This is a genomic window from Crocosphaera sp. UHCC 0190 (genome assembly GCF_034932065.1).
GTDB lineage: Bacteria > Cyanobacteriota > Cyanobacteriia > Cyanobacteriales > Microcystaceae > UHCC-0190.
In genome coordinates this window covers 1-14173 of sequence record NZ_JAYGHP010000018.1, presented here as the reverse complement: position 1 = coordinate 14173, position 14173 = coordinate 1, and the positions used below count along the sequence as shown (strand labels likewise).

The window sequence follows — 14173 nt, the reverse complement described above, 5'->3', positions numbered from 1 at the left end:
TTAAGGGGAGAAATTAAAAAAATTTTCCTTATTTTCAATCCTCTACCTTTTAGGTAGAGGTAATTGTCAATTGTCAATTGTCCATTGTCAATTGTCAATTGTTGAAGGCTGGAATCGGCTCTAATAAAGTTCGTATCTGATTATCACAAGGAATTTTTTTCAATCCAAATAAACTGAAAGCATTATCTTTTCCCCTGTTCTTTTTCATTAAATTTTGATGCTCTAAAAAAGAAGGACATTGTGTAAAAAATACGGAAAACGCAGCTATCACCAGATCTCGCATTTCATACCTTGTATTTAACCCTTTTCTTTTATCTGGTAAATCATTCAATTGAACAAAAAGAAATTTAATTAACTCTGATGGCGATATAGTAACAGGCAATATTTCCATGTAATTCTACAGTTTTAGACCATTAGCTCTCTCTCAAACTGATTGTAGTATAATTCGATTCTCTAATCCGATTTCTCTCTATTTTTACCGTAAGTATTTGTGCTTAATCTATTGGGTTTTCCTGTTAGTTCTCTAACCAGAATAGAGAACTAATGTTCTAAATTTTGCCAAAATGAGAATTGCTGGAAAAAATAACGGAAGTCACCCTCGACAAATAACGTCAATTAATTGAATAGCGAGAAGTTATCTCTCTTATGGTCAAAGTTTTAGGATCTTGAAATCATCAGGGTTTCCCCAGACTGACAAAAGAGAGATAATAAAGTTTAGTTAAACCAAGGACAAAAATGGCTCTACAATCTCTAATTCTGTTGTGTTTTCCTGTAACTCAATGTGAGAATTATAACCTTGGTCGTAAAACACTAACTGTTGTGAAGGAGACACTAAAGAGCGAAACCAAACGGCAAAAGCCGCACAGTCTTTAATATACCCATCTAAACTGATTCCCTGTAGATCTCGATGTAATGCTCCATCGAGTCTTTGTCCGGTTTCTGGGATTATAATTACCCATTCTAAGCAATAGTAATCATCAGGATTACTGATGGTTTTAATCTTAATTTTTGACCAAGATTTCTCTAAATTTTTAGTCAATTCATTCTCATTAATTTGCCAATCTGTTGTTTCTGGGGGAGTGATGAGATATTCCATGTTTTGCTTCTCCTAACTAACTAATTAAGACATCAATATAAGGCAAGTGCATTCAACAAAACCTATGACCATCTACTTACTGAATAACAACACGACCAGGTAAATTAAACTGTTGAAGTAAACCGTCAAAAAAAGGAACTGCTTCTTTAATATTAACAATTACCCGTAATGCGATGACAGGAGTATTGGGGTCATTAATAACCGCAGCATACCGCCGAAACTCGTTTTCCACATCCCCAACCGCTTTGATACGAATGAAAGGGGGAATTGTTGACCCACTGATATAGGGACTATTGTTAGGTTTTTCGATATATTTAGCTTCTAATAGTTCTCCTGTTTTTAAATCAATCCCATCAGCCCAAATTTCTTCATTTCCATCCCTGACGCGGATTTCTACGTTACCACAATGTTTGATCTGAAATAAGTGGCGTTGACTATAGGTTGGGGTTGCCTTTTTAGGAAAATTACTGGCCCATTCTTCTACCGCATTAGTGGAGTCACTCAAAATCGCCGTCCTTGTTCAATAATTGCCCAAATACATAGGTTATCAGATAATGCGTAAGCAATAACTATTTGTTCTATTTTTAGTAAGGAGTTAACTTAGAATTTTAATTTATATTCCATCCCAGGAATTGAATATTGAGAAGTCATTTGAAGAAATTCTCCCCTATGTTTTGTAAAAAAGCCAGCATTTTAAATCTGATTCTCAAAAATCTAGGACGATTATTTATGGACAAAATTCAGCAAATCATCTCTAAATCGGCTCCGTTGATTTTAATTATTTTTCCCTTAATAGTAATCACGATTTATTATTTATTTAGCAATCAAAAAGAACAAGGAATTTTAGCAATCATTATCGCATTTTCCTCTTTTGCTCTTGGAGGCTTAATCGGGTTCTTATTTGGAATTCCAAGATATTTTAACGAGAAAAAATCCTATAACTCTAGTTCTCAGTCCTCTGAAAATAGTCAGAGTCGTTCAAATCAAATTAATTATAGGTCTAATACAAATCTTGAGCAAATTTCGGATTGGCTAACTAAAATATTAGTAGGAGTTGGATTAACTCAACTACCTGCACTTCATCAAAATATTCAGGAAATTGTCAAATATTTGGTCGAAAATCTTGCTAGTGGTCAAAGCATTATCTTTGGAATAATGACTTATTATACTGTGGATTGATAATAATCGATGGTATCAACTTGAAAATTCTTCTGCTTAATTCTTAGAATTATACACTTGTAAGGTGTGTAGGCTCCCCAGCATCAGTTTAAACCGTCAAAGAAACTAAAACCCCAAATTCTGCACCGCCCGTCGTTTAACCGCCTCACCCCTCCTATCATATTTAGCAGTAGTAACAGGACTAGCATGGCCAGCCAACTTCTGCACCGTCACAATATCAACACCAGCATCTAAGAGATCACTGCAAAACGTCCGACGAAAATCATGGGGGCTAAAGCTTTCAACCCCCGCCTGTAACGCCCTCTTCTGAACTATCAATAACACGGACTGGGAACTCATTGACCTAATCACTATCCGGCCACCCTTTTGAATAGGACAAAGTAACGCCCCAGGAGTGAACCCCCTAACCTCAAGCCAACGGTTGACGATAGCGATCGCACTCTCAGGAAGATAAACCAACCGATCCTTATCCCCCTTACCCCCAATAATCTGTAAAGATCCGGCCTCTTGGTTAAAATCTTTTAATTGCAGCTTCACCGCCTCAGCCCGACGAAGACCCGCCCCGCGCAGAATGGCAATTAAGGCCGCGTCTCTTAACCCTTGGGTGGTCGTATCGTTTTCACAAACCGCCATTAAAGCCTTAATCTCAGCTTGATTTAACGCCCTACCCCTCAGTTTCTTGCAGTTATTTTTTATACTCGGTAAATCAATGGCCGCCTGATAATCATCCCCACTCATCAATCCCAACCGTTTAGCCTCCTTTAACGTTCTCCTTAACGCACACATCATTTTGGCTGCCGTCGCCGGGGCTTGCCTTTCTAACAAAGCAGCTTGAACGGCTGAAGTATGCTGATATCTTAAGTTTGCCCAATTTAAACTGAGGTGATCACATTCCCCATTGGTCAACAGGGAGGCGATCGCCTTGAGACTTCCCTGCATAGTTAGACGAGAACGCGGAGCCAGCGAGCGCAAATAAACGGCTGCCGGATGTCCCGTCAACGGAAGGGGAGAGGTTAGTTTTAGGGAAGTGGTAACTTCAACCGTTAACATAATTAGTTATCAGAAGTGGAATTCTAACAAGTAATTTTACCGTATGTTAAATATCCCTGGCGGTCGCCGGAGGCGCGCCCTTGGCGAACGCCAATAGATAATGTCTATATTGACGTAGAGTATTTTAAGAACCATCGCCTTAAAAAAACTTGAACAAGCTCGCTCTCAATTGCAGGGCAATCGCATTGAATTTTTGTTAACTTGTATTGACAAATTAAAGAGAATGTGAATTAACGATAGCCAACGGCTGAATGTTCCCTTAATTATCAACCTATTAAAGAGATTTTGAAATAGAAATGATGAAACGATATCAAAGCTTTTTCTTATTATTAACAATAGCTGTGTTCACTGGATTTATCACCCTTTTTTCTTCGGGTTTATCTGCTTCTGAATCCTGTGTTTATCATGAATCGGCTTATCAAGGATTAAATTTATCTAGTTTATCAGTTGAATTAGAAAATACAGGTTTATTAGGAGAAATTCATGGCGCAGTTACTGGGGAGCAATTATATGTTTTATCTGTTCGTGAACCTGATAACTTTTTTGAATTTCGTCACTTCTCTTTAATTTCAGCTAATCAAAAGACTCAAGAAATTTTAGGAAAAGTGAAACGGCATGATCAAGTTTGTCTTAAAGGAAAATTAATAGATAATCCCAGTCCTCAACCCCATATCTTAGTGGAATCTGCTACGATTAGGGAATCCTGGTCAGGTTTAGAGGGTCATGAAAAATATAAATATGAGGCAACGATTCCCGAAGAATTAAAAGATAAAACCCACTTAGTTGTCAAAGTTCATGCAATTAATAATCAAGGAAAAATATTAGTAGTAGAATACAAAGATAGGGTGATTCCAATTTTTGTTGAAACCCCAGAGTTAACCAAGGACTTATATCGAGGTGATTTGATTGATATTAGTTATCAAATACAACCATTACCTGAAAAACCAACCCATTTAAACTTAAACCTAGCTGTTAAAAATCCTCTTAAAATTGTAGATCAATTAGTTTCTAGACAAGGAAAAGAAGAAACCTTAATAGGAAAGTTAGTTAAGTTTCCCAAAAGTCCTCAACTGAAGTTTGATGTTTATGGAATAGAAGTCATTACCCAAGAAATTCCCCGCTATTTTACTTTAGTTAATTTTGAAGATATTCAAGAATTTGAGAATATTAGGTTGAAACTAGCTCAAATTTGGAATAATAACTTAAACACGGTCAAACCTGCTCGGAACTTCTTAATTAATCCTAACGTAACCATTGAGGTACAAGGAAAAATAAATATTATTTCTCCTCAACAAGCTAATCCCCAAATTCTGTTAGAAAATGCCAGTCAGATACAAGTCTTGTCTTCATTTCAACAAAATTGACAACACATTCGAGACTATTTAAAACATTGGACAAGTTTTAGCGGACATTATTTTCCTAAAGAAGAAGATAGAAAAAGCTTACTTAAACAATTAGATAAAGCTCAATCAATTAAAGACTTTCACCAAGTTATTGAGCAATTATTAAAGGTGGGAATTGACCCATTTTAAAGGATATTTATGACTAACTCCGACATCCGAATCAAACGCGATACTTACGACGAACTAATCAAACATCTTGAAGTACACGCCCCCACCGATGAATGGGCAAGAACCTTACTTGAACGACTACAAACCGAAGCTAAACCTTCTTATCTACTTGATAGTGGGGCTTATTTGTAGATAGTAAGAACGGGGCTGAATATCGTGTTAATTAGTCTTTTTCTTTATGCAACGAGGGGGATTGAAAATGATTTTAACAAAACCAGAAATTAAACAAGTAAGAGAAAATTGAGAAAAGCACGCCCTGACGGGAAGGTAAAAAGCAAAAAGAAAAAGGCAAAAAGATAAAATGTTTAGCTAGTTTTAGAAATAAATAATTTAAAATCAAAAATATACTTTTGCCTTTTGCCTTCTACCTTTTACCTTTGCGTAGCGCGTGCTTTCCTACTTACTCACACACACCACATAATACCGAATTGGTATTCATTTACAATAAGCCTAAAGTCATCACTTTTGACATTCAAGATATAACAGACACTTTGATAATTGTCACACTTTTCTATTTACTGCCAAACTTGGCCTTAGCTTGCTCATAAATTTCTACAGTAATTTCATTATGTCCTGCTACGCTCGCAAACTTCTCAATCTTCTTGCGGGCTGCGGGGCGTACAAAAAAGGGAATTTCTTTAAGTCTTGCTTCTGCTTCGGGTGTCCAGTTCATTCGTGGTATTGGGTTTAACGATTTAACTATAATAAAAAATCCCCACCAAAAAGGCAGGGAAAGAACAAGAGAAAAGGGTCGAACCCATAGAGTTTAACGACCAAGCTTTTGAGAGTAGGCAACCATTCCAGCACTGACAACCTGTCCATAAGTATCGAGGCGGTTTTGTTGTCCAGCGCGGGTAGGAGCGAGAAATGTATCGGTTAAGCCCATTGAGGCGAACATGATAGTAGCAGCGAGAATAATGTAGTTACGGACGATGACGGTGTTGTTGGTGGTGGTGGTAGACATTTGTTTAACCTCGTTTCCTCTTGTTACCTTCATATTACGGGGGGTCAAGGGGTGATGTCAGTCCCAAAACTTATGTATATTCAGGGTTTTCGTCCTTTCCCTTTTCGCGTGAGAAGTGGAATTAAGTAGAAATCTTTCCCTAACCCCTGTCTAAGATAAGCTCTCCCTATAGATACCATTAAAATAAATTTGTCAAGCACTCTTTACAGATTGTTACATTTGTTGTTATATTAGTTTACATAAGGACCAAAACAGAGGCAACAAGCGATGTACACCACCACTCAACTAGATAACGGACTACTCAACAACTACGCCGTTGAACCCAAGCCTTATTACGCCCAATATCCTGCGCCCTTTCAACAACGCCGCTACTTAGTTCAAGGGGCTATGGCTGCTTTATTCGTAACCAGCTTAATCATCGTTTCTGCTGTTATTAGCTAATAATTTCATCTTCTACTTGACCCTTCGGCTTCGCTCAGGGTCAATGCTGAGCGGAGTCGAAGCATTGAAAAATCGGATTTCTCCCATTGACCTCGGTGTTGCTGAGGTTTTTTGCTGTTTATGGTTAGATTTGTCTTAAAGCCCAAATGGTACAGGTTATGCAACAGCCAAGGCGGATAGGACATTTTTCAAACCTCAAACCTAATCGCGGTAAGCTTTTAACCCCCTGTCTTCTGCCTCCTGCTATACATGGCATGGAATAGGATGATACTATATTGTATGCAACAGTATGGTATGGTACCATTACTACCTAAGCCATACTTAACCTTGTTACACCGTATGGTTTGATTACTGTTCTTCTCCTAACAGCTTTTCAATTTCCTTATCCAACGCCGGACATAATACTTCTCTAATAAGGCGTTGCTGACTTTTGTTAGTCTTCTCTGAGAGAAACTGTAACTTTAAAATATAAGGTTCCGACAACCTTAAATTAATCGACTTAATCACATCATCTCTAACATTATCTTCTTCCCAGGGTAGGGGTTCTGATGATCTAACTTCTTCAACAGAAGGTGGTGACTGTAATGGTTTTTCTGCTGCTTCAATAAAATCCTGTTCAGACTGCGTTGGGGGTTTAGCACTCAAGCGGGGTTTTTTATTCATGGAATACCTCTTTATATAAGCTGGTCATTTCTTTAGCTGCCTTCAGGTCTTTGGGTTGAAGTTCTACGACAGACAGCCCACTTTTGGCCGCCTTACGGTAAGCAATGCGGTCATGAATCACGGTTTTTAATAACACCAAATTTTCAAAATCTTCCAAAACTTCTTTAGCTTCTGCTGTCTCACTAACCGAGGGGTTCGTCGAAGCACGATTAACAACTACGAAAGTTTTTAACCCTTCATTAAACGCGATCGCTTGGTTGACTAAATCACTCATCGCTCCCAACGTCCAGACATCAAATTGAGAAGCTTGAATAGGAATAATCAACTTTTCAACCACCGTCATGGCCGCCCGAAGTTCAATACTATCTCTCCCCCCTGCATCAATAATGATGTCCTGGTAACGATTCGCCAAATCTCGAATCTCCGAAGCGATCGCCGAACCAAATTTTTGAATAGAAGGAACACGATGTAATTCTTCATTTCCTTCTCTAGTGGCCGCCCAATAACTAGCACTCCCTTGTTTATCAGTATCAATCACTAGCACATCACCCTCTTGGTTACGACGCATCGCTGCGAGGTTAGTAACCAGTGTGGTCTTGCCAGTTCCCCCTTTTTCCCCACCGACAAGGATAATCATTGATTTTTTCCCCCATCAGGTTAGATGATACGATACGGTATGATACCATACCATGTAACACAGAACCAAACTATACAGTACCATAGAAAAGAGCCAAAACCCCTAACTATTGTTCCCTTTACCTTCACTTTATGAACCGATATCCCCAAGACTGGAAAACTATAGCCACCACCGTTAAGGAAGCTGCTCGGTGGCGTTGTGCCAAATGTGGAACTCAGTGTATTAAACCAGGGGAGGATATCTCAAAGCTTACGGTATCTGAAAGAAGCGCAAGAACCTTACAAGTTCATCATGCCGACTTTACACCAGAGAATAATGAAGCCTCTAACCTCATTCCCGTTTGTACGGCCTGTCATCTCAGTTATCATCAGGGGAAGCGGGGAAATGTTAGTCCTGGGCAATTATCATTATTTTCTATTTGACCCCCTGAAAAACCCGTTTAATGCTTCTCTTTTGTTAATTTTTGCAAAAAATTTTCTCAAAACTAAAACCTTTAAATGATTTAGCTATATTGTGTCTATTAACTCTGAAATACTAACTCTTAATTATGCCAACTATAAATTAATTTCTTCCCAATTTAAAGCTTCTGTAAACTCCCCTAAATGTTTAACATTTGTCGTAGCAATGACAATATAGCGACTAGGGTATTTACTTTTGAGTAAACGCCAATGAGAAATAATAATCATATCGACATCAAAGCTCGCATCGTCAGCCGTTTTTCTTCCTTTTTGACGAGCTTCAACCCAAGTTTGAGATGCTGAAAACATCACTTCAGTTTCTACTTTCAGAAAGTCAATGATGTCTCTTAATTCATCTAAATTATCAACACTATCAAGACCAGGGTTTTTGACTTTTTCTAAAAGAAGACTTCTTCTTACTTCATAATCACAAACATCAGAACTAACCACATAAACCCCTTTGGCTAACAAAGAATAAAGCCAATTTTCACACAGTAAGGGTTTACCTTCCTTGTTAGGGTTTGTTAATAATCCTAAGACCCCTGAATCAAGAAAAACAATCATTGTCTAATCTTCAGAATATAGTTTAGAACCTTGGGGACGAAATTGATCAATTAACTGTTTAAACTTTTCAAAACCTTCTTGTCTTTCTTCCGCTTCTTCCTCAGTTATCTGTAAAGTTTTTTGTCGTCTTTCTTCTAATTTCTTTAAAGCCACCTGATTCCGTTTTATTTGTTCTTCTCTATCCCAATCAGGATAATCTTTCAGTTTGACTTGTAAGCTCATAATTATCTCCTCGCCATGACAGTTATTATCATTATAACTTAAACTTTAACCATGAAGACTTTATAATTAATAAAGAATAAACTCTCTCTCCACCGCCAAGGAACGGTTCTATCAACTAATGACTATTAACCATCAATTAATATGTTAGTTTTTCTGACTATTGGGGAATTCTAGAATTATATACTCGCCTATTGACAAATGGTCACTTAACACTTACCTATGATGACTCCCACCCATATCGCTTTTAGTGTTAGTTTAACCAGCATTGTCCTGGGAACCGCTAACTTAGAACTTTTGGGGGTAGCTGCGATCGCCATCATCTCTATCAATATTAACAGTGCAGGGGGCATCATCAGAAGCTTTAACCAAACCTTGGGCATCCCATCAGGAGCAATTGAGACGGTAAAAGCCGAATCTTCCCTATATTTACTCAATATTAAGGTTAAAGGCGGTTAACCTCTGGGAGTCCTATGGAAGTGATGAGATTATTAGGGGATTATTCTGTGTCAGGAAGTTTAATTGTCAGGACAATTAACGCCAAATAAAACTACAATAAAACTAATCATTATGGAGATGTAACGTTATGATTTTTCACTTATCAATTGCGGTTGATAATCCCAAGCACGTTGCTTCTGTTCTAGCAGAAATCTTCAAAGGAGAATTCACGGAATTTCCGCCCCATCCCGGCAGTTATATGAGTTTTGCTTTTGATAAATATGGGACAGCCATTGAAGTTTATCCCAAAGGCACAGAATTAAACCCTGGTACTAACCAAGACGAATTAAAGTTTAAACACAATGATTCCAGTTCCCAATTTACCGCTACTCATGCAGCGATTTCTGTGCCATTAAGTCAAGAAGAAATTGAAGAAATTGGACAAAGAGAAGGATGGCGAGTCGTTCATTGTAGTCGAGAAGGATTGTTTGAAGTGATGGAATTTTGGCTTGAAAACACTGTCATGTTAGAACTCTTAACCCCAGAAATGGCACAGCAGTATCAACAAACGATGAACCCGGAAAAGTTGCATCAATTATTCGCTCAAATGAAAAACATTTCCTAACTTAATTAATTTTCAATGCTTCGACTCCCTTCGACAAAGCTCCCTTCGACAAAGCTCAGGGCAAGCCGCTAAGCATTGACCCTGAGCGAAGCCGAAGGGTCAATTAGCCCTTGAACAAGGAAAACTTATCTCCCAGATAAAATCAGAAATTTTCTGCTGTTTATGACTAATTTTAGGAGAAATATCGATCCAAGAGACAAAAAATTCCTCAGTCGTCTAATACATATACCGAATATGTATGTAGGGAAATAAGGCGATCCCATCATCTTGGCTGTCAAATACATATACCGAATATGTAGGCAATGACCCTATCTCAGTTTTTTGGCTATAATTATATACATATACCGAATATGTATTAGACATGAGAACCCCCCAACAACGATGGAACGAGCAAAACCCCGAAGTTATTGCTAAAGCTACCCAGAAGTGGAAGTCAAAAAAAGTACGAATTGAATTCTTTTTAGAGCTAGGAGAAGCTGAACCGCTTCTCAAAATGGCTGGAAGTCGATCTGGTAATGCCAAGCGGTTATTACTAGAGGCTTTGAAGAGAGTAGAAAATTAGGGTTTGATATCGAAACCCCTCAAAAGTTAATTTTTATCTTAATAATGACTCTTATCTGTCATCAGAAGTGTAACCTAAAAACTCACCACTCTCTCGCATTGCTCGATAAGAAGCCCAGTTCAGTATGGGAGTTTGTTCAGTTGACTTCAATCTTTTTTCTGCTTGACTTTGTTCTATTGAACAAGAATTCTGTAAAAATTCTCGTAAGGTATGATCAACTTGAGAGATCCCTGTTAAATATTTATTCATAATTTTTTTTGACATAATCAAATGGATAATATTAATCTCCCTCTAGACTCGTTAACCTCAATTTTAGATCAAATTCAGATAGATGGTGACGATTTTAGTAACTGCGCCAATCGTGATGAATTTATAGAAGCATTTAAAACTCAAATCATTACTCAATTAGAAGCATCTAATTATAAAGAAATTCTTAAAACTTATTTTAAACAACAGATAAATGACACTACCAATCATACTCTATCACCAAGTTTATTAGAAGAATCCGCATGGGAAGCAGCTAGAAATCAGTATAAAAATTTGCTTGAGTTTATCAAACAGATGGAGATTCCTAAACTGATAATACAAGCATGGGAAGAAGAAAGAATACTGAACCAACATCAAACTGAACCAATTACTGCTACCCGATTATTTCAAAATTCTCCCTATGCTCCAATTGCGTCTTGTATGCCTGTAGTATCAGGGTTAGAAGCTATTACAAAAAATTATCTTTGGCAAGACAATGGAGAGCTTCCTGCCTTTTTTAAAAAAGGATGCAAAAGTAACTCAAGTAACTATATTGTACATTACATCACTAGCCCTGGAGATATCACCTTATTACCATTTAGGGAAGCTCAAGAAATTATCAATAAATTTAGTCTAGATGCTGGCAAGCTTCACTTATTATTTTCTGCTTATTGTATGAAAACAACAGAACCTTGGCGTTCTGAATTTACTCTTAAAGCTAGTGATATATTGAAAATATTTAATGAAAACCGTAAAGATTTTAATAAATTACAGAAATTAAAAGAGATAGCTTCTACCGCTTTTATGTTAGATTCTTTATTAGTTAAAGCTGAATGGGAAGAAGGAAAAAAAAATGGAAAAGTAATGGTAAGCGTAGCTATTTCTCGGATGTGGAACATCAGCTTTAACTATCAAGGACACAAAAACCTTTTTGGAGAAATCGAAACACCTGAAGAAATTTATATCACTATACAACCAGGATTATGGACTAAAGAATTTTTAAATAAAGCAGGACAAAAAGCCAGGAAAGCATTATATCAATTTGGATATATTTCAGAAGAACTTTTTAAACTTAATGCTTATCGAGATGAATTTATCTTACGGGGTTTAATGTACTTAACTCTGGCTAGTAGATTTCATCCTCATGGCAACTATAAAGTTTTAACCTTACTTAAAGAGTGTATTTGTATTAACCCAGATGAGAAAATAGCTAAAGCTAAAAGCGATCGCCATAGCCGTTTGAAGCTGACAAATCGTTGGGATAATTTCTTAATGACTTTAAGCAAAATGGGCTGGAATATTACCTATGATCCAGTAACTTATCCTGAAATGCTACAGCCAAACAGTGAAAAGAAAAAGCCAAGAGGTTACTTTGAAAAATGGCTAGAAGCACGACTGACCATATTACCACCCTTAGACATTCCACCCTATACTCGTACCCTGTCAACCCAAAAATCATCTGGGACACGAAAAGCCAAAAAAGATAAGAGTATAACCGCGAGCGAAATTAAAGCAGCAAGATTAAAAAAAGGTTGGAGTCAAAGACAACTAGCAGGAAAAGCAGGGATATCAGCTAGTTTCATCTGTTTAATCGAAAAAGGAACAAGAAATCCTGATACAAAATTAATGACTCATCTGTGTCAACTTCTAGACCTTGAAGTCTAATCCTCCCCATAAATATAAGTAAGTTTTCATGACCAAATTTGGGATCAGACTATATACTTCACCATTCAGTATCAGGTTGCGTGTGCTTATAAATAACGTTACTCATTTCGGGTTATCTATTCACAGCTTTCTCAAAAAAACCAGCTTAAAATCGCCCTTAAATACAGATTGGGTAAAGGTTTGAATCTGTTTACAACAACGTTACCCCTATCGGGTTATGTGTTTACAGCTTTGTCAACAAACAAAAAAGTTCAAAAATCGCCCTCAAATGCAGATTCTGTAAGGGTTTAACAATGTTTACAAAAATGCCCGAATCGGGTAACGTTTATGCCCGAATCGGGTAACGTTTACACCCGAATCCGGTAACGTTCTATTTTTAAAAGTTAGTCCTAGTCAGACTTTGAGGGTCATATCTTTTTTCCGATCAGACTGATAAGTCTGATCAACTGAAAACCCTTGATAAAAAAAACCTGACATAATTAAGGACACCCAACTATCTGAGGCTGAACCCGTTATGAATTGATCTTGTTGACTGCAACATACCTAGACACTTACAGGCAACAACACCACCTCGTAGCTATAAAATATAAAAAAAGAAACTAAGACGGAGATTTCCATCATAGTTTCTTGAATTTGATAAAAGTTATGAATTACGCACTGTCACGAAAAAATCATTTTTTGAATCATCTGAATTGGCGGTGCTGCCGCACTCGCGGAGCGAGATCGCTTTGTTTAGGGCGCAATCCAGGTTTCAGACGTTGAGTGCGTAACTCAAAACATAACCACCTCAATGATACCATCATGAAAACTTTTGAACTCACAGCTGACTACGAACAAACCAACACCGAACTTGACTACGATCAAGCCCTATACATCGTTGAGAACAATTTAGTAGATCCTTGTTGCAGTCGAGAAGATTGGGTCAAACTAGGAACGGCCATGAAATCCGCCGGCCTTGACTTTGAACACTTTGACCGATGGAGTCAAGGAAGTCCGGATCAGTATAACGCCAAAAACTGTCAATCTACTTGGAACAGTCTCAAAGAGAACAGAAGTGGTATTGCTTATCTTGTCAAAGAAGCCAAGTATCAGAGTAATTTTGATGCAAGTGCCTGGACTAAAGAATGGTATCGGCAACATGGCAACAACAATGGCTATAACAGCAGGAATGACTATGGTTTAGTCAATGGCAATGACTATAACAACGGGAATAAAAACGATTTAGCCGATAACAATGGCTATAGTTTAACCAATGGCAATGACTATAACAACGGGAATGGCTATGGTTTAACCAATGGCAATGACTATAACAACGGGAATAAAAACGATTTAGCCAATGGTAATGGCCATGGGAATAGTTTAGCCAATGGCAATGGAAGTTATCGGGCTTCTCGTACCCGTGCTATTCAACCCAAGCCTAAACGTTCCCCTCAGCCCAACATAAAGCCCCCTATCAGGCTCGAAAATCCTATTACCTTAGCAAACCCCATTCAAGTTACTGAACCCGTTAAAATAACCCGTTCTTATGGCTATGACCTCGAATATAAGTATTGGTACTCAGATAACCAATTGGTTAAACGGGTTGAATATTACAACAACGAGGGTAAACGCATTACTCCCAAGGGTAAAAAGAAGGATAAGGCAGTGATGCCCTATGTGGTTATTGACGGTCAAGAAAAAATAGGAAAAGGCGATCCGGCTTCGCAAGTGGGACAGCACCGCTTGTGGCCAGCATACCGACTCACGGAGGCGATCGCATCAAAATCCAAATACATCTTCACTGTAGAGGGTGAAC

Annotated in this window: 20 protein-coding genes and 1 pseudogene; 10 read left to right on the top strand and 11 right to left on the bottom strand. The window is 37.8% G+C overall.

Annotated features, from left to right (window positions below; translation table 11 throughout):
* Positions 1-106: 106 nt before the first annotated feature.
* The 3 genes and pseudogenes from VB715_RS19405 to VB715_RS19395 all read right to left on the bottom strand — a co-directional run.
* Positions 107-391, bottom strand: a pseudogene (locus VB715_RS19405) (ISNCY family transposase); the annotation flags it as partial.
* 327 nt (positions 392-718) lie between these two features.
* Positions 719-1096, bottom strand: a complete 378-nt coding sequence (locus VB715_RS19400) for a hypothetical protein (protein ID WP_323293644.1) — start codon at positions 1094-1096, stop codon at positions 719-721.
* Between the two features lie 76 nt (positions 1097-1172).
* Positions 1173-1601 (bottom strand): restriction endonuclease fold toxin-2 domain-containing protein, encoded by a 429-nt coding sequence (locus tag VB715_RS19395; RefSeq protein WP_323293645.1) that lies wholly within the window; start codon positions 1599-1601, stop codon positions 1173-1175.
* Between the two features lie 224 nt (positions 1602-1825).
* Between VB715_RS19395 and VB715_RS19390 the strand changes: the two genes are divergently transcribed.
* Positions 1826-2275, top strand: a complete 450-nt coding sequence (locus VB715_RS19390) for a hypothetical protein (RefSeq protein WP_323293646.1) — start codon at positions 1826-1828, stop codon at positions 2273-2275.
* Between the two features lie 105 nt (positions 2276-2380).
* On the opposite strand, the gene VB715_RS19385 is transcribed toward VB715_RS19390, so the two are convergent.
* Positions 2381-3325 carry a tyrosine-type recombinase/integrase gene (locus tag VB715_RS19385; RefSeq protein ID WP_323293647.1) on the bottom strand — a complete coding sequence of 315 codons (945 nt, stop codon included), beginning with the start codon at positions 3323-3325 and terminating at the stop codon, positions 2381-2383.
* A 296-nt stretch (positions 3326-3621) separates the two neighbouring features.
* On the opposite strand from VB715_RS19385, the gene VB715_RS19380 reads away from it, so the two are divergent.
* The gene (locus VB715_RS19380) at positions 3622-4689 is read left to right on the top strand and encodes a hypothetical protein (RefSeq protein WP_323293648.1); all 1068 of its coding nucleotides are present in this window, start codon (positions 3622-3624) and stop codon (positions 4687-4689) included.
* A gap of 177 nt (positions 4690-4866) precedes the next feature.
* On the top strand, positions 4867-5028 hold the full coding sequence (locus VB715_RS19375; RefSeq protein ID WP_323293649.1) for a hypothetical protein: 162 nt from the start codon (positions 4867-4869) through the stop codon (positions 5026-5028).
* A 379-nt stretch (positions 5029-5407) separates the two neighbouring features.
* Here VB715_RS19375 and VB715_RS19370 read toward each other — a convergent pair whose 3' ends face one another.
* Complete coding sequence (locus VB715_RS19370; protein ID WP_323293650.1) at positions 5408-5569, bottom strand: PCP reductase family protein; 162 nt, start codon at positions 5567-5569, stop codon at positions 5408-5410.
* 93 nt (positions 5570-5662) lie between these two features.
* Positions 5663-5860, bottom strand: a complete 198-nt coding sequence (locus VB715_RS19365; RefSeq protein ID WP_323293651.1) for a hypothetical protein — start codon at positions 5858-5860, stop codon at positions 5663-5665.
* A gap of 267 nt (positions 5861-6127) precedes the next feature.
* Between VB715_RS19365 and psb34 the strand changes: the two genes are divergently transcribed.
* Positions 6128-6301, top strand: coding sequence for a photosystem II assembly protein Psb34 (gene psb34 / locus VB715_RS19360; RefSeq protein ID WP_323293652.1), 174 nt, complete (start codon positions 6128-6130; stop codon positions 6299-6301).
* Between the two features lie 348 nt (positions 6302-6649).
* Here psb34 and VB715_RS19355 read toward each other — a convergent pair whose 3' ends face one another.
* Both VB715_RS19355 and VB715_RS19350 read right to left on the bottom strand, forming a co-directional pair.
* Entirely contained in the window at positions 6650-6964 is a 315-nt protein-coding gene (locus VB715_RS19355) for a hypothetical protein (protein ID WP_323293653.1), read from the bottom strand.
* Positions 6957-7601: an AAA family ATPase gene (locus VB715_RS19350; RefSeq protein WP_323293654.1), complete on the bottom strand. Its 645-nt coding sequence runs from the start codon at positions 7599-7601 to the stop codon at positions 6957-6959. The genes VB715_RS19355 and VB715_RS19350 overlap by 8 nt, the downstream gene beginning before the upstream one ends.
* A gap of 131 nt (positions 7602-7732) precedes the next feature.
* Here VB715_RS19350 and VB715_RS19345 point away from each other — a divergent pair, with 131 nt between their 5' ends.
* On the top strand, positions 7733-8023 hold the full coding sequence (locus VB715_RS19345) for an HNH endonuclease (RefSeq protein ID WP_323293655.1): 291 nt from the start codon (positions 7733-7735) through the stop codon (positions 8021-8023).
* Between the two features lie 132 nt (positions 8024-8155).
* Here the strand turns inward: VB715_RS19345 and VB715_RS19340 are convergent, their stop codons facing one another.
* Together VB715_RS19340 and VB715_RS19335 are read right to left on the bottom strand one after the other, a co-directional pair.
* Positions 8156-8623 carry a type II toxin-antitoxin system VapC family toxin gene (locus tag VB715_RS19340; RefSeq protein WP_323293656.1) on the bottom strand — a complete coding sequence of 156 codons (468 nt, stop codon included), beginning with the start codon at positions 8621-8623 and terminating at the stop codon, positions 8156-8158.
* A 3-nt stretch (positions 8624-8626) separates the two neighbouring features.
* Positions 8627-8845 (bottom strand): hypothetical protein, encoded by a 219-nt coding sequence (locus VB715_RS19335; protein ID WP_323293657.1) that lies wholly within the window; start codon positions 8843-8845, stop codon positions 8627-8629.
* A 219-nt stretch (positions 8846-9064) separates the two neighbouring features.
* Between VB715_RS19335 and VB715_RS19330 the strand changes: the two genes are divergently transcribed.
* The 3 genes from VB715_RS19330 to VB715_RS19320 all read left to right on the top strand — a co-directional run bounded on the left by VB715_RS19330 (position 9065) and on the right by VB715_RS19320 (position 10467).
* Positions 9065-9301: a hypothetical protein gene (locus VB715_RS19330; RefSeq protein WP_323293658.1), complete on the top strand. Its 237-nt coding sequence runs from the start codon at positions 9065-9067 to the stop codon at positions 9299-9301.
* A gap of 127 nt (positions 9302-9428) precedes the next feature.
* Complete coding sequence (locus tag VB715_RS19325; protein ID WP_323293659.1) at positions 9429-9905, top strand: hypothetical protein; 477 nt, start codon at positions 9429-9431, stop codon at positions 9903-9905.
* A 361-nt stretch (positions 9906-10266) separates the two neighbouring features.
* Positions 10267-10467, top strand: coding sequence for a hypothetical protein (locus VB715_RS19320; RefSeq protein ID WP_323302858.1), 201 nt, complete (start codon positions 10267-10269; stop codon positions 10465-10467).
* Positions 10468-10518: 51 nt separating this feature from the next.
* On the opposite strand, the gene VB715_RS19315 is transcribed toward VB715_RS19320, so the two are convergent.
* The gene (locus VB715_RS19315; protein WP_323293660.1) at positions 10519-10716 is read right to left on the bottom strand and encodes a hypothetical protein; all 198 of its coding nucleotides are present in this window, start codon (positions 10714-10716) and stop codon (positions 10519-10521) included.
* 21 nt (positions 10717-10737) lie between these two features.
* On the opposite strand from VB715_RS19315, the gene VB715_RS19310 reads away from it, so the two are divergent.
* On the top strand, positions 10738-12378 hold the full coding sequence (locus tag VB715_RS19310; RefSeq protein ID WP_323293661.1) for a helix-turn-helix transcriptional regulator: 1641 nt from the start codon (positions 10738-10740) through the stop codon (positions 12376-12378).
* 801 nt (positions 12379-13179) lie between these two features.
* A partial coding sequence (locus VB715_RS19305; protein WP_323302857.1) for a PriCT-2 domain-containing protein occupies positions 13180-14173 on the top strand: 994 nt, incomplete at its 3' end.

Excerpts from the sequence above, each read along its gene's own strand:
- VB715_RS19400 (WP_323293644.1), bottom strand. The coding sequence starts at position 1,096 with ATGGAATATCTCATCACTCCCCCAGAAACAACAGATTGGCAAATTAAT.
- VB715_RS19390 (WP_323293646.1), top strand. The coding sequence starts at position 1,826 with ATGGACAAAATTCAGCAAATCATCTCTAAATCGGCTCCGTTGATTTTA.
- VB715_RS19385 (WP_323293647.1), bottom strand. The coding sequence starts at position 3,325 with ATGTTAACGGTTGAAGTTACCACTTCCCTAAAACTAACCTCTCCCCTT.
- VB715_RS19380 (WP_323293648.1), top strand. The coding sequence starts at position 3,622 with ATGATGAAACGATATCAAAGCTTTTTCTTATTATTAACAATAGCTGTG.
- VB715_RS19375 (WP_323293649.1), top strand. The coding sequence starts at position 4,867 with ATGACTAACTCCGACATCCGAATCAAACGCGATACTTACGACGAACTA.
- VB715_RS19370 (WP_323293650.1), bottom strand. The coding sequence starts at position 5,569 with ATGAACTGGACACCCGAAGCAGAAGCAAGACTTAAAGAAATTCCCTTT.
- VB715_RS19365 (WP_323293651.1), bottom strand. The coding sequence starts at position 5,860 with ATGTCTACCACCACCACCAACAACACCGTCATCGTCCGTAACTACATT.
- psb34 (WP_323293652.1), top strand. The coding sequence starts at position 6,128 with ATGTACACCACCACTCAACTAGATAACGGACTACTCAACAACTACGCC.
- VB715_RS19355 (WP_323293653.1), bottom strand. The coding sequence starts at position 6,964 with ATGAATAAAAAACCCCGCTTGAGTGCTAAACCCCCAACGCAGTCTGAA.
- VB715_RS19350 (WP_323293654.1), bottom strand. The coding sequence starts at position 7,601 with ATGATTATCCTTGTCGGTGGGGAAAAAGGGGGAACTGGCAAGACCACA.
- VB715_RS19345 (WP_323293655.1), top strand. The coding sequence starts at position 7,733 with ATGAACCGATATCCCCAAGACTGGAAAACTATAGCCACCACCGTTAAG.
- VB715_RS19340 (WP_323293656.1), bottom strand. The coding sequence starts at position 8,623 with ATGATTGTTTTTCTTGATTCAGGGGTCTTAGGATTATTAACAAACCCT.
- VB715_RS19335 (WP_323293657.1), bottom strand. The coding sequence starts at position 8,845 with ATGAGCTTACAAGTCAAACTGAAAGATTATCCTGATTGGGATAGAGAA.
- VB715_RS19330 (WP_323293658.1), top strand. The coding sequence starts at position 9,065 with ATGATGACTCCCACCCATATCGCTTTTAGTGTTAGTTTAACCAGCATT.
- VB715_RS19325 (WP_323293659.1), top strand. The coding sequence starts at position 9,429 with ATGATTTTTCACTTATCAATTGCGGTTGATAATCCCAAGCACGTTGCT.
- VB715_RS19320 (WP_323302858.1), top strand. The coding sequence starts at position 10,267 with ATGAGAACCCCCCAACAACGATGGAACGAGCAAAACCCCGAAGTTATT.
- VB715_RS19315 (WP_323293660.1), bottom strand. The coding sequence starts at position 10,716 with ATGAATAAATATTTAACAGGGATCTCTCAAGTTGATCATACCTTACGA.
- VB715_RS19310 (WP_323293661.1), top strand. The coding sequence starts at position 10,738 with ATGGATAATATTAATCTCCCTCTAGACTCGTTAACCTCAATTTTAGAT.